This is a genomic window from Reichenbachiella versicolor (assembly GCF_003171675.1).
GTDB classification, from domain to species: Bacteria; Bacteroidota; Bacteroidia; order Cytophagales; family Cyclobacteriaceae; genus Reichenbachiella; species Reichenbachiella versicolor.
In genome coordinates, this window is record NZ_QFZQ01000001.1 from 950,156 (window position 1) to 964,110 (window position 13,955).

Annotated in this window: 11 protein-coding genes; 4 read left to right on the top strand and 7 right to left on the bottom strand. The window is 34.6% G+C overall.

Features of this window, described 5'->3' with window-relative positions:
• Positions 1-35: 35 nt before the first annotated feature.
• The gene (locus DKG80_RS03785; RefSeq protein ID WP_109829947.1) at positions 36-395 is read right to left on the bottom strand and encodes a LytR/AlgR family response regulator transcription factor; all 360 of its coding nucleotides are present in this window, start codon (positions 393-395) and stop codon (positions 36-38) included.
• 234 nt (positions 396-629) lie between these two features.
• Here DKG80_RS03785 and DKG80_RS03790 point away from each other — a divergent pair, with 234 nt between their 5' ends.
• The gene (locus DKG80_RS03790) at positions 630-3,398 is read left to right on the top strand and encodes a phosphoenolpyruvate carboxylase (protein WP_109829948.1); all 2,769 of its coding nucleotides are present in this window, start codon (positions 630-632) and stop codon (positions 3,396-3,398) included.
• A 65-nt stretch (positions 3,399-3,463) separates the two neighbouring features.
• On the opposite strand, the gene DKG80_RS21070 is transcribed toward DKG80_RS03790, so the two are convergent.
• The gene (locus DKG80_RS21070; RefSeq protein ID WP_162555663.1) at positions 3,464-3,622 is read right to left on the bottom strand and encodes a hypothetical protein; all 159 of its coding nucleotides are present in this window, start codon (positions 3,620-3,622) and stop codon (positions 3,464-3,466) included.
• Positions 3,623-4,250: 628 nt separating this feature from the next.
• On the opposite strand from DKG80_RS21070, the gene DKG80_RS03795 reads away from it, so the two are divergent.
• The 3 genes from DKG80_RS03795 (at position 4,251) to DKG80_RS03805 (ending at position 8,813) form a co-directional block, all read left to right on the top strand.
• Positions 4,251-6,776: an ATP-binding protein gene (locus DKG80_RS03795; protein ID WP_162555664.1), complete on the top strand. Its 2,526-nt coding sequence runs from the start codon at positions 4,251-4,253 to the stop codon at positions 6,774-6,776.
• A 15-nt stretch (positions 6,777-6,791) separates the two neighbouring features.
• Positions 6,792-7,937, top strand: a complete 1,146-nt coding sequence (locus tag DKG80_RS03800) for a response regulator (RefSeq protein ID WP_109829950.1) — start codon at positions 6,792-6,794, stop codon at positions 7,935-7,937.
• A 126-nt stretch (positions 7,938-8,063) separates the two neighbouring features.
• Positions 8,064-8,813: a hypothetical protein gene (locus DKG80_RS03805; protein ID WP_109829951.1), complete on the top strand. Its 750-nt coding sequence runs from the start codon at positions 8,064-8,066 to the stop codon at positions 8,811-8,813.
• On the opposite strand, the gene thiH is transcribed toward DKG80_RS03805, so the two are convergent.
• From thiH to thiC, 5 genes are all read right to left on the bottom strand, one after another.
• Complete coding sequence (gene thiH / locus DKG80_RS03810) at positions 8,810-9,928, bottom strand: 2-iminoacetate synthase ThiH (protein WP_109829952.1); 1,119 nt, start codon at positions 9,926-9,928, stop codon at positions 8,810-8,812. The genes DKG80_RS03805 and thiH overlap by 4 nt on opposite strands.
• Positions 9,921-10,688 carry a thiazole synthase gene (locus DKG80_RS03815; protein ID WP_109829953.1) on the bottom strand — a complete coding sequence of 256 codons (768 nt, stop codon included), beginning with the start codon at positions 10,686-10,688 and terminating at the stop codon, positions 9,921-9,923. The genes thiH and DKG80_RS03815 overlap by 8 nt, the downstream gene beginning before the upstream one ends.
• A complete protein-coding gene (locus tag DKG80_RS03820; protein WP_109829954.1) occupies positions 10,657-11,388 on the bottom strand; it encodes a thiamine phosphate synthase in 732 nt (243 codons plus the stop codon). Before DKG80_RS03820 ends, DKG80_RS03815 begins: the two co-directional genes overlap by 32 nt.
• A gap of 102 nt (positions 11,389-11,490) precedes the next feature.
• Positions 11,491-12,084, bottom strand: coding sequence for a thiamine phosphate synthase (locus DKG80_RS03825; protein WP_109829955.1), 594 nt, complete (start codon positions 12,082-12,084; stop codon positions 11,491-11,493).
• Complete coding sequence (thiC, locus tag DKG80_RS03830; protein WP_109829956.1) at positions 12,084-13,955, bottom strand: phosphomethylpyrimidine synthase ThiC; 1,872 nt, start codon at positions 13,953-13,955, stop codon at positions 12,084-12,086. Before thiC ends, DKG80_RS03825 begins: the two co-directional genes overlap by 1 nt.

A 13,955-nucleotide genomic window follows, 5' to 3' on the forward strand; every position in this document is an offset into this window, starting at 1 on the left:
AACGACCTTTAAAATTTTCTTTAATGTTATTGTTATTACATTGACATTACTTCTTTAACAATTTCCTCTAATTGTTCAGGACCTTCAAGTGGTTTTCGTACAAATTTTTTAACATCAATTTTCAATTCATCAGTTTCATATTCTAAATGTGATGAAACGATTATGATTCTAGGCTTATCTTCAAGTGTTGAAATAGTTTCATATCCATCCAAATAAGGCATTTCAATATCTAGAAATAGAATCTCAGGTTTGAGCTTAGAAACTCCCACAGCTCCATCTATAGCACTACTAAAAGTACCTACTAAATCAATAGAATCGACTTTTTCTGCAAGTTTTTTGAATATTTCCAAATAAACTAAGTCATCGTCTATTGCAACGCATTTATATTTTTCCATAGGAACGCCCTATCAATATTTAATGTTTTCAAAAATCAATCTTAGCTAAATTAAACAAATAAATGAAACCTCAAGACTCAAAAAACAAGTCAGGGAATATTTACTTGTATAAATAAAGGAGACTATACGAACAATCATGTTTAAACCTGTTTTCAATCTTAATAAATTTCTAAATTGCGAGGAAATTTGCAGGTGCAAATAAGGACGATGTAAAGTACTCTTAAAGCCAATTATATGAATTCAATTCTTAGTGAAGTACAGGGTAAGCTTGGTAAACCATACCGAGATTTAGAATTTCTTTTAACGAGCCTCAAAGAGGTGATGGAACAAAATGGTGAAGCAGAAATAGCTCAAGATATTCCTTTTATCAATGAAGTACCATTCAAAGATGGAGCAGAGATGTCTTCCAAACATGTTCAGCTTTATTCATTGGTGTTCCAGCTTGTTAATATGGTTGAAGTAAATGCTGCTGTACAGAATAGAAGAACTACAGAAAACGATAAGGCTCTTTATGAAGTAAACGGACTTTTTGCTAAAAATTTCAAAGAACTAATCGAAAACGGTGTTTCAGAAGATGATATTCTAGAGATGCTCCCTCAAACTGTGGTTGAGCCGGTATTAACGGCACATCCAACTGAAGCCAAAAGAGCTACCGTTCTTGATCATCACCGAGAGCTTTATTTGCAAATTGTCAGTCTAGAGAATAAAATGTACTCAGATAATGAGTTGAAGAATATCAGGCATAATATTAAACTTTCCCTTTACAGACTCTGGAAGACTGGTGAGATATATCTTGAAAAGCCAGATGTAAGCTCAGAGATTAGGAATATCATGCATTATTTGGTCAATGTGTTCCCAGAGGTTATTCCAGTATTAGACAGAAGGTTGATTCAAGCTTGGGTAGCATGTGATCTTGATAAGTCTAAACTTCTTGAACAGCATGCTTTTCCACAAATCAACTTTGGTGACTGGGTAGGTGGTGATAGAGATGGTCATCCATTAATTACTGATGTAGTGACAAAAGACACTCTTCATTCACTTAGGTTGAATGCGTTTGTAGTCTTAAAAAGGAAGTTGACGAAATTAGTGAAGCAACTAAGCTTTACTTGTTCACTTGAAGATTGTTCTAAAGAGTTTCAAGAAAGAGTAGTTCAATTTAAGGTTGACCTTGGTGAAATAGGAGAGGAGGCTTTCAATAGAAATAAAGGTGAAAGTTTCAGACAATATGTCAACCTCATCATTGCAAAATTACCTGTTCACATAGAAAGAGGGCACGCTACTGAGCTGTCAGAACACGAAGGAAGCTACACAAAGTCTAAATTTTTAAAGGATGATTTAGCGCTTTTGAAAAAAGAATTGATGGGCTTTGGTGCTTCGGCAGTAGCTTATGATGATGTCAATTTAGCTATTCGATGCGTTGAGGTTTTTGGTTTCCATCTTGCAAAACTTGACGTAAGACAAAACAGCGCATTTCATGATAAGGCAATAGAACAGCTTTTAACTGCAGCTCAGTTTGAAGAAACTAATTTCTCTGAATGGTCTGAAGAGAAAAGAGTACAATTTTTAACTCATGAGTTGAACTCTAACAGACCGTTTACTCATCAAAAAACCGAATTAGGTCCAAATGCAGATGCAGTAATTTCTTGTTATAGAGTAGTCGAAGAGCAAATTTCTAACTACGGAACAAATGGTATTGGGTCTTTTATCGTAAGTATGACTAGATCATTATCAGATTTGTTATCAGTGTACTTATTAGCTAGAGAAGCGGGGTTGACGGAGATGACTGAAGATGGTTTGATATGTAAAATTCCTGTGGTTCCATTATTAGAGACAATTGAAGATTTAGAGAATGGACCAGAAATTCTTGAAAAATGGTTAAGTCATGAGTTTACGCAGCGGAGTCTAAAATACTTGCAGACTGAAAATGATATGCCTAAACCATCACAACAAATAATGGTAGGCTATAGTGATAGTAATAAGGACGGTGGTATCATAGCTAGTCAATGGAATCTCTATAAGGCACAATACAAGTTAAGTGAGATAGGGAGTAAGTTTGGTGTTCAGTTAACATTTTTCCATGGAAAAGGAGGTTCTATTAGTCGTGGATCAGGTCCTACTCATTATTTTATAAAAGCACTTCCGTATGGGGCTATTCAAGGCAATATTAGACTCACTGAACAAGGTGAAACAATTGCTCAGAAATATGAGAATAAAGTAAATGCTGAATATAATTTAGAATTGCTTGTAGCAAATTCTTTGACTAAAAGAATTCTTGATGAAAAATCAGAGTCGAATTATCACCCGCTAGCAGATATTCTTAATGGATTAGCTAAGGAAAGTAAAGTCCATTACGAAAATTTAACTCATGAAGAAGGGTTTATTGAATACTTTAGGCATGCGACACCAATAGATGCTATTGAGACAAGTAAAATTGGTTCTAGACCCGCCAAAAGAACTGGTGCAAGTACTTTGGAGGATTTGAGGGCAATTCCATGGGTGTTTTCTTGGAGTCAAGCTAGATATCACATGACAAGTTGGTATGGAGTAGGTACAGCATTGACTAAGTTAAAAGAGAATGATCCTGATAATTATGCTAAATTCAAAGAAGCAACGAAGACTGATACGTTTGTCAGATACGTATTAACTAATGTTGATACAAGCTTAGCTGCAACTGATGAGGATATAATAAGTATGTATGCTGATCTCGTGAATACTAAAGAGGTTAAGGATAAGTTTTTGGATCTTTTTCTTTCGGAGTTAAAAAGGACAAGAACAATTTTGATGGATCTTCTGGAAAACCCTATTGAAGAGAGAAGAAGAAATCATCATTACTCAAATTATTTGAGAACTCCTTTGATGAAACATCTTCATGAGAAGCAAATTGATTTATTGACCAAATGGAGAGAGGCTAAGAAGAATGAGAATGCAGAAATGGATTCTATTCAAACAGAGCTAATGTTGACCATAAATGCTATCGCTAGCGCAATGAGGAATACGGGGTGATCAAGTTCCATAATCAAAGACACAAAAAAAGGGAAGTTTCAACTTCCCTTTTTTTGTGTCTTTGATTATCCAAATTGACTCATATAAGTCTTGCATTGTTCTTCTTGTCCCATGAACATAATGCTGTGTCCCTTTAAAACCATCCATATACCTTCTTCCTTATTGAACTTGAGCTTTAAAGCTCCTTCTTGAGGTCTTACTTTTCTTAGTAATGATTTAATCATATTATATACAGGTTTAATAAACGGAAATATTACTACACTAAAGTATGCTTAATATTTTAAAAATCAAAATAATTATTGCAATAGTGCAAAATACGTTTTTTAAAATAAACAAAATTTAGGTTGATCGAAGTTAAATGCATTTAATAATTGTATTGTTTTGTTTGTGTTTATGATGAAGGTCTTTAATTTTTTGTATTATTTTAAGAATGGAAGTGTTTTCTGACTTGAGAACTTCCCTAAACCTTAACGCTTAGAGTTTTTGCATCCATAGAATAAAACTATAAGTTGGTCGAATATTTCTCTGTTATGGTCTACTAATTCATTTTTTAAATACTTTTTATCGCAATATTGTGGTATTTTAATTTTTGATCGAGATTTGGATTTAGGCAATAATTACTTCTGGTTGGAAAGAAGTGACAAGAATTAAGGGTATGTTCTCTATGCATGTATGAACAGATATAATATTATGAGATTGGTTTTCCGATTATTTACATTATTGGTATTTGTGTTTGTTACAGGAGTTGCTGTTTCTCAGAGTTTTAATTCGGATGATGCTAAGGACCTGCTAGAGAAAACTAAATTCAATAAAAAAAGAGGTAACCTAGAGGCTGCCAAAGGTTATGGCATGTTGGGGTTAGATCAAGCAGAAGGTCTAGGAGATGAAAATTTAGTTTTAGAATTTAAAGAGCTTCTTGGAGATATATATCTCACTAAGAGAGATTATAAAAAGGCGGTTTCAAATTATTATTCTATTCTTTCATATGGAGATAGAAATAGAAATAACGATAGAAGAATAGATGGTTTTTATTTCTTAGCCAATGTTTATAAGGCTATGGGGGCTTATAATAAGGCTAGTGATTATTATAAGGAGGTGCTTGTTCTTTATGACAAAAAGCAAAACCTCAAAGGGCGAGCGAAAGTTCTATCTGCCTTGGGTGATAACTATGCAATATCTAATCAATCTAATAACGCGATCGAAGTTTATGAAAAGCTATTAAAATTAGCTTTGACTGATAAACAATACTCATACGTAGGAAAAGCACATGAAATGCTTTTTAAAGAATACATAGTTGCTAAAAATAGTCAAAAAGCTATTGAATTTGGAACACTGTATTTCGAGCGCATTAAAGACAAAGGAGATAAAAGAAGGAAGGCTGATGCAGCAAATATGTTGTCGAGACAGTATTTGAATGTAGGTAAGGGAAAAGAAGCTCTGAGTTATGCCGAATTAGCTATTAAAAATAATGGCGATGTTACAGAATATTATTCCTCTCTAGGTTTAGCTTTAGCAGCAACAGGAAATCATTCCAAGGCTATGGCCTCTTTTGAAGAAGCTATTGAACAATATGAACAGAAACGTCAGACTTCATCCATTGCCGATGTTTACAACGAGATGGCTCAAGTATCCTATGATAAAAAAGATTATCGTTCAACGTTAAGCTTTTTAGATAAGGCTGAAAGGATAGCCAAATCAAGAAATTCTAAGGAAACTTTATTGGAGACATATAGATTGCTAAATCTTGTTCATACAAAAAAAGGAGCAATGGCTTTAGCAGCCGATTATAAAAAACAATATGAAGCGGTCAAACTTCAAGTGGGGGAGTCAGGGAAGTACCGCCCAAAAATTTCGCAATCAAAAGAGAACCTTGCAGAAAGTTATGAACAACAAGCAAAGGCATTATTGTCTAATATAGAGAATCAAAGACTCGCAGAAGAGCAAGAAAAACTTAAATCAGAGCAAAAAATCAAGCAACTTGAATATGAAAATCAGCAGAGTAGATTAAAGGCTATTGAGTTAGAACAAAAGGCACTCGAAGCAGAGAGGGTGCAACAAGATTTATTGCTTGCAGAACAAAATTATGAGGCTCTTGAAAGGGAAAAAAGGCTTAAGGAATTAGAAGTAGAAAAAGAGAATATAAGTTTAAGAGAAAAGGAAAGAGAAAAACAATTAGAAATAGCTAGACAGCAACAACAAATTTTAGAACAACAAAAAGAGTTTGAAGCAAAAGAAGCTGAACAGGCAAAGCTCATTCAATATGTTATTATTGGTGCCTCAGTACTTGTTTTAGCTATTTTAGGAGTCGCATTTTATAGAACTATTAATACTAATAAGACTATAAGTGAACAGAACCAAAATTTAGCTGAACAACAAAAGACTATTTTAAATAGAAATATTCAGCTCAAGAAAAGTTCAGAAGCTATGTTGGCTATGAATAATAAGTTGAAGAAGGCGCATCTTAATTTGAAGGTTATTCTTGAAAAAGAACAAGAAACTAAAAAAGAACTCGAAAAAGCTAATCAAGAAATAAAAAACACTCAAGTTCATTTAGTTCAAGCTGAAAAAATGTCTTCTTTAGGTTTATTGACAGCAGGTATAGCACATGAAATTAATAATCCTATCAATTTTGTTTCAAGTGGTGTTCAGTCACTACTAAGGAATTTTGAGGAATTAAGTGTTTTTATAGCTAATTATCAAAAAGTTTTAGGACTTGACGATCTTGCAGAAATAAAAAAGTACGCGGCTATTCTTCAAGAGGACGAAGATGCATTGACAGATCTTCAATCGAGTAGTGAAGAACTTCTTGAAGATGTCAATTATGGTATTAACAGAATTACCGAGATTGTCAATGGATTGAGGAGTTTCTCTAGGCATGATGAAGCAGAAGTTAAAGATGCGGATATCAATGAGAGTTTTAATTCAGCATTATTGATATTAAAGAATAAATCAAAAGATAAGGCTCATATAGAGTTGCATTTAGATGATAGCCTTCCTCAAATACAGTGTTTCCCAGGTCAAATCAATCAAGTTTTTGTCAATCTAATAAATAATGCATTAGACGCAATAGATGGTCAAGAGGGAGTAATTACTATTTATACCAAAGATCTTGATGAAGATTGGATTGAAGTAAGGGTACAGGACAATGGCTCTGGAATGCCTGATGATGTAAAAGATAAAATTTTTGATCCGTTTTTTACAACTAAAGATATCGGTAAAGGAACAGGTCTAGGATTGTCAATTTCACATGGTATTATAGAAAAACACAATGGTGAGATAAGAGTTGAGAGTGAAATAGGAGTTGGTACCACTTTCATTATTAAATTGCCGAAGAAACTAGAGGTTGACGAAAAAGTATTAGAAGATCAATTATTGTAATCGTAATAGATAAGAATGGAGTTAGTATTACAGCGTCCACAGAGAAAAGAGTCCGTTAAGAAATATAGTGTTTTGTATGTGGACGACGAACCTGTGAATTTGAGAATATTTCAACATGCATTTAAGCGGGACTATAATATTTATACCGCTTTAAATGGGTTTGATGCTTTAGAGATATTAAACGAAAAACATATTGATCTAATTATTACAGACCAGCAAATGCCGCGTATGTCAGGTGTTGATTTACTGGCCAAGATCGTTCCTAAACATCCTAACATTGTTAGAATGATTATGACTGGATTCAGTGATATAGGTGCTATCATAAGAGCAGTCAATGAATTTGGTCTAGATAAGTATCTTGTTAAACCATGGGATAGAGATCAACTTAAGGTTGAGTTTGACAAGGCTTTGGCTAAAAAAGAAAAGGAACAGAGTGCAATGAGTGCTGCTACTTCGGGTGAGTCTGTTGTAAAAGTTAGTGACTCAATGCTTCCTAGAGAATCGGATTTACAGAAAATAGTTGAAAATAGCTTTATTGTTCATGATAGTACTCCAGAGAATAATAATAGCTACTGGTTTAGTGAAAAAGATGGGAAAATATTAGTTTCTCTTTTAAGTACTAGTAAAAACTCTGCCTCACTCGTTGGTCTTAAATCGTTTATTAGTTTAAATCTTATAGAGTCCGTATATAGGATTGGAAATTTGGACCCTTCGGAAGTTTTATCAGTAGTATTGACGAAAGTAAAAGAAAGGTATTTCGATTCATCTGAGACATTAGGTGATTTGGATATTTCTATGGTTGTCATTGATCCTGATAATAAGAAAATAGAGTTTTCAGGAGTAAATCAAAATACATATTATTTTGATTCGAATGAAAAAATGAAAATGCTAAATGGAGGTAATGAGTCTTGGAATATTAAAGGTAATGATCTTCCTCAACTAAAAACTAATAAGGCTGACGATGTCACGGAGGTTTACTTTATAAGTAAAGGATTATTTAATCAAACTGTGACAGATGATAATGGCGCAGCTGATGGGGTCTCGTTTTTACAATATTTAAGGTCAATACATCAGTTACCAATGTCAGAACAGTCTTCTAAGGTTGCTGATAATTTAAACCTTGATAGTGCGAAAACTATGATAGGATTGAGTATTAAATAGATATTACTCGACTTTTACTTTTAATAAAAAAATTATACCTCATTTTGATATAGAGGGAACTTCATTAAAAGCCTTTGCTTATTGTTTGAGCTTGATAAAAATGTCCTCCTGTTAATTACGTTTTTAATGTCGCTTAATTTAAGTGCTCAAAAAGACGTACACGTAATAGGTGAGTCTATGAAGAGTTACATAAAGGAGAATCACCTTGAAAAGATTGAAGATATGATCCATCATCTGTCTTCATCTAATAATTTCGTTGAACAATTCGTAGAAGAAGAGAAAAGACACTTATTGTCTTCTAATCAATTCCATAAAAAGAATATTAGTATAGGGGACGATCTGGATATCTTTGTAAAGCACTTTACAGAGCATCAAAATTATACAATGATACTAGTACCGATTAGTATTTATAGTGCAGCTATTTATGATACTTTGTTATTTTCAGTACTAGAGGTAACGGATACTTGGATTGAAAAGGAATTTCCTTATGACAACATAGAAGATGATTCAATTAAGTCCTCATTGTTGTCTTTAAAAAATCATGATTTGTTTGCCCAACATTTATATGAGCAGGCATTAAAAGGAGTAAAGTCTGATATGGGAAGATTTAAAATTTCAGTAAAGGAATCATATATCACTGCTAATTCTATTCATACAAGTATTTCAAAATTAACCAAAGATGAAAAGGACGAGATTCGTAGGAATTGGGGGCTTCTTAAAAAAGCTCTAAGTCACGATGTAAATCTGAATATAGAGTTAAACATGTATGTATTTGGATTTAATGATATGGAAGTGCACGTTCAAAATGAAAAAGGGCAAACCAATTATAAGATTAACCCTTCAAATATTTTTACACGACATCAATTTCAAGATTAGACTCCTTCAAGAGCTATATCCCAATCTTTCCATACAGGTTCATATCCATTATTCTTAATCATTTCTGCAACTTGCTTAGGTGATCTTTCATCTGATATTTCAAATTGCTCTAAAGATTGAGGTTCAACTGCATATCCACCCGGGTTGGTCTTGGATCCAGCACTCATTGTAGTTACTCCAAGTTTCATTACATTGTCTCTAAAGTTTTCTGTCTCTCGCGTTGACAAAGAAAGTTCAACTTCTTGATTGAATAGTCTATAAGCACTTATAAGCTGAACCAACTCTTTATCTTTCATTTCTACTTTAGGTTCCAAACCTCCGGAGAAAGGACGAAGTCTAGGAAATGATAATGAGTACTTAGTTTGCCAGTAAGTTCGCTCTAAATAGTCCAGATGAAGCGCAACAAAAAAGCTATCTATTCTCCAATCTTCTAGTCCTATCAAGGCTCCAAGTCCCATTTTATGAATTCCAGCTTTACCTAAACGATCTGGAGTATCTAGTCTATAGTAGAAATTAGATTTTTTACCTTTAGGATGATGGGTTTTATATTCTTCTTGATGATACGTTTCTTGATATACCAAAACGGAATGAAGGCCTGAATCAATTAGTCTCTCATAATCTTTCTGATCTAAAGGCTGTACTTCCATACTTACATTAGCAAAATGAGGTCTTATTCTTCGTATTGCTTTGTCAATGTAACCAACTCCTACAGATTGATTTGCCTCTCCAGTTACTAATAGGATATGGTCATATCCTAAGTCTTTTATTGCTTTAACCTCTTGATCAATTTCTTCATTTGATAGTGTCTTTCTCTTAATCTTATTGTTCATACTAAATCCACAATAAGTACAGATATTTTGACACTCGTTAGACAGGTACATAGGAGTGTAGAGCTGAATTGTATTGCCAAATCGTTGCAAAGTTAATTCATGGCTTAACTGTGCCATTTGTTCTAAATACGGTGTGGCAGCGGGAGAAATTAGTGCCTTAAAGTCTTCCAAGTCTCGGGGATATTTCTTCAATGCAGACTCAACATCCTGATCAGTTTTGGAATAAATGTCGTGTTCTAACTGAGACCAATTATATTGATCAAATATTTCTCGAAAACTACTCATCCAAAAAGGCTGTTAGGGGACTACTTGCAACAGCATTAGTTACCGGAGATGCTAATTTGGCTTCATAGGCCATCCTGCCTGCTTTTACGGCTATTTTAAAAGCTTTTGCCATTTTAGTTGGGTTTTGACTAACAGCAATTGCTGTATTTACTAAACAAGCATCAGCACCGACTTCCATTGCTTTAGCTGCATCAGAAGGAGCACCAATTCCTGCATCTACCACGACAGGGACTTTTGCTTGCTCTATTATGATTTCAAGAAAATCAATCGTTTTGAGACCTTTATTACTTCCGATAGGGGATCCTAGTGGCATAACAACTGAAGTTCCTACTTCTTCTAGCCTCTTACAAAGAACTGGGTCAGCGTGTATGTAAGGCATAACTATAAACCCTTTTTTAGCTAGTTCTTCAGTGGCTTTTAGCGTTTCTATAGGATCTGGCATTAAATACTTTGGGTCTGGGTGAATCTCCAGTTTAATCCAATTTGTTTCTAATGCTTCTCTCGCGAGTTCGGCAGCAAATACTGCTTCTTTAGCACTTCTTACCCCCGATGTGTTAGGTAGCCAATTGATTCTTTCGTGTTGTAGATGAGTTAGAATTTGATCATTTTGATCATTTACATCTACTCTTTTTAAAGCTACAGTAATCAATTCCGATTCTGATGCTTCTAAAGCTTCTTTCATTTCACCGTTATTTCTGAATTTTCCCGTTCCAGTAAATAACCTTGACTTAAAAGTCTTGTCCGCTATCTTCAGTTCCATAATTGTTACTTTCTAAGTCATTGAATTTATCTTCGATTTCGTTCGATACTGAATGGTCCGTTATTCCAAATTCAGTATTGGGAAGAAGGCTTTTTATTTCTTCTACCATCAATTCCTTGTTGGGTGCTTCATTTATAAGGCTAGCTACTGCAACACCATGACATCCAGTCATTTGAATATCAAAGATATCATCTATGGTAATACCTCCAATAGCAATAATTGGTGTGTCTATATTGCTAATAATCATATTGTTTAGAATAGTAGAGTACCCTTTAATTCCAAGTATTGGGCTCAGGTTTTCTTTTGTTTCAGTGAATTTAAAAGGACCTAATCCAATATAGTCAACTCCGGCACGGTTTAGACTAACAACATCATCCCAAGTGTTTGCAGTACCTCCTATATATGGCTTATCTCCAAGGATTTCTCTAGCTTCAATAGGGTTCATATCGTTTTTACCCAAGTGTACTCCATTTGCCTTTACAGCTTTAGCTATTTCTACATGGTCATTGATTATAAGTTTGGCTCCGAATTTCTTACAGATACTTTTAGCTTCAAAAGCGATCTCTTCAATTTCATCCTGCGATTTATCTTTCACTCTTAGTTGAACCCAATCAATACCGAGCCTGCATGCCTCACGGATATTTTCTACATGAGATTTGTCAAAAGTTTCTTGAGAAATATAGTGTAGCGTACTAATCATATGCTTACTTAATTATTCTATGTTTTTACTAGGGGTAGTTTAATGGTTTGATATTATTCCTTGATTTGCTTTGAATGAACCTAAAGTGTTTAAAAGGAAAATCTATTTGTTCTTTTTGGCCATAGTATTTATCAAAAGATGATATTTCTCTACTCTTGAATTGATGTCTACGTTCTGCCAAATAGCTCCCAAAACAGCAATACCGTTAAGTCCCGTTTTATCAATTGTACTAACGTTAGTAGTGTCAATTCCTCCCAAACCATAAACAGCCGTATAGTTCATTGATGTCATAATCCCCTTTAGTTCCTTGATCGAATACTTACCTCTGTATCCTGTTTTAGAAATGCTATCAAAAATTGGGCTGATAAACGCGTAATCAACATTTCCATCAATGTCCATTAATTCATTAAATGAATGACATGATTTGGATGTGAGTTTTTCAGACTTTAATATTTGATCATTTCCCTTAAAATGAACACCTCCAAGACTAAGTTCAGAAGCCAATTCATGATGTTCATGAACTGAAATTTGACTTCTAAATTCAGTATTTATCTGTGTTAGATAATTTCTAAGTCGATCTTTGGTCCAATTAGGTTTCCTTACATGCAATCTCTCAAGTCCGCATGACAATAAGAGATTGCATGTCTCTACTTCTTGGTCAACAGATTCTTCAGGAGTGATGACCAATACTTTCATTACTGTTCTAGGTAAATTTCTTTTCCTTTTTCAGCAAATTCTTTTGCTTTTTCCTCAAGTCCAGCTTGTAATGCTTCATCAGCTTTTATTTGTTTAGAATCAGCATACTCTCTTACATCTTGAGTAATTTTCATAGAACAGAAATTTGGCCCACACATAGAGCAAAAATGAGCAACTTTAGCACCTTCTGCAGGAAGAGTTTCATCATGAAATTCCTTAGCGGTGTCCGGATCCAAAGAAAGGTTGAATTGATCTTCCCACCTGAATTCAAATCTTGCTTTAGAAAGCGCATTATCTCTATATTGAGCCCCAGGATGACCTTTTGCTAAATCAGCCGCATGTGCAGCTATTTTATATGTGATCACACCATCTTTTACATCTTTTTTGTTTGGTAGCCCTAGGTGTTCCTTAGGTGTCACATAGCAAAGCATTGCGCATCCATACCAACCAATCATAGCAGCACCAATCCCAGAAGTAATATGATCATAGCCGGGTGCAATATCAGTCGTTAATGGTCCCAATGTATAGAATGGAGCTTCGTCACATTCTTTAAGTTGCTTGTCCATGTTTTCTTTAATCATGTGCATCGGTACATGACCAGGACCTTCGATCATTACTTGGACATCATGTTTCCAAGCAATTTTCGTTAACTCTCCAAGAGTTTCTAATTCACCAAATTGTGCGGCATCATTAGCATCAGCCAAAGAACCAGGTCTCAAACCGTCTCCTAGAGAGAAAGCAACGTCATAAGCTTTCATTATCTCACATATTTCTTCAAAATGAGTGTATAAGAAATTCTCCTTATGATGGGCTAAGCACCATTTAGCCATAATAGAACCACCTCTAGAGACTATTCCAGTTACTCTTTTAGCAGTAAGCGGAACGTATCTTAGTAAAACGCCAGCATGGATTGTAAAGTAGTCTACACCTTGCTCAGCTTGCTCTATTAAAGTGTCTTTAAATATTTCCCAAGTAAGATCTTCAGCTTTACCATTAACTTTTTCAAGAGCTTGGTAAATTGGAACTGTTCCGATTGGGACGGGGGAATTTCTAAGTATCCATTCTCTGGTCTCATGTATGTTTTTTCCAGTAGAAAGATCCATGATTGTATCACCACCCCAATGACATGCCCATACTGCTTTCTCTACTTCTTCTTCTATTGATGAAGTTACAGCTGAGTTGCCAATATTAGCATTTATCTTAACTAAGAAATTTCTACCAATTATCATTGGTTCAGTTTCTGGATGGTTGATATTATTAGGGATGATAGCTCTTCCAGCTGCAATTTCATCTCTAACGAATTCAGGAGTAATTTTGCCTTTAGGAGTGTTAGCTCCAAAGCTATTTCCCTCGTGCTGATCATTTAGTTCTCCCCACTCTTCAATCCTTTGATTTTCTCGGATAGCAATATACTCCATTTCAGGAGTTATGATGCCCTTTTTTGCATAGTGCATCTGTGTTACATTTTGACCTTTCTTAGCTTTTCTCGGTTTAGCCAAATGCTCAAAACGTAAATGGTCAAGTGACGAATCATGTAATCTTTCCTTTCCGTATTCAGAGGTAATCCCGTCAAGTTCATCTGAGTCATTTCTATCTATGATCCATTGTTCTCTTAGTTTAGGAAGACCTTTTTTTACGTCGATATTTACATTGGGGTCAGTATAAGGCCCGCTAGTATCATATACAGTAACAGGAGGGTTTTTTTCTACGGGGGCAGATGGGTTGAATTTCAACTTCGTGTCATTCAACGATATTTCCCTCATCGCTACTTCAATGTCATGAATTTCCCCTTTTACATAAATCTTTTTTGAATTAGGAAAAGGGTCTCTAGTTATTTTTTCTTCCGAAGGAATTTGATCGGGTCTTGTCAT

Bases quoted from the DNA above. Each gene is read 5' to 3' on its own strand.
- DKG80_RS03785 (WP_109829947.1), bottom strand. From the start codon at position 395: ATGGAAAAATATAAATGCGTTGCAATAGACGATGACTTAGTTTATTTG.
- DKG80_RS03790 (WP_109829948.1), top strand. From the start codon at position 630: ATGAATTCAATTCTTAGTGAAGTACAGGGTAAGCTTGGTAAACCATAC.
- DKG80_RS21070 (WP_162555663.1), bottom strand. From the start codon at position 3,622: ATGATTAAATCATTACTAAGAAAAGTAAGACCTCAAGAAGGAGCTTTA.
- DKG80_RS03800 (WP_109829950.1), top strand. From the start codon at position 6,792: ATGGAGTTAGTATTACAGCGTCCACAGAGAAAAGAGTCCGTTAAGAAA.
- DKG80_RS03805 (WP_109829951.1), top strand. From the start codon at position 8,064: ATGTCGCTTAATTTAAGTGCTCAAAAAGACGTACACGTAATAGGTGAG.
- thiH (WP_109829952.1), bottom strand. From the start codon at position 9,928: ATGAGTAGTTTTCGAGAAATATTTGATCAATATAATTGGTCTCAGTTA.
- DKG80_RS03815 (WP_109829953.1), bottom strand. From the start codon at position 10,688: ATGGAACTGAAGATAGCGGACAAGACTTTTAAGTCAAGGTTATTTACT.
- DKG80_RS03820 (WP_109829954.1), bottom strand. From the start codon at position 11,388: ATGATTAGTACGCTACACTATATTTCTCAAGAAACTTTTGACAAATCT.
- DKG80_RS03825 (WP_109829955.1), bottom strand. From the start codon at position 12,084: ATGAAAGTATTGGTCATCACTCCTGAAGAATCTGTTGACCAAGAAGTA.
- thiC (WP_109829956.1), bottom strand. From the start codon at position 13,955: ATGACAAGACCCGATCAAATTCCTTCGGAAGAAAAAATAACTAGAGAC.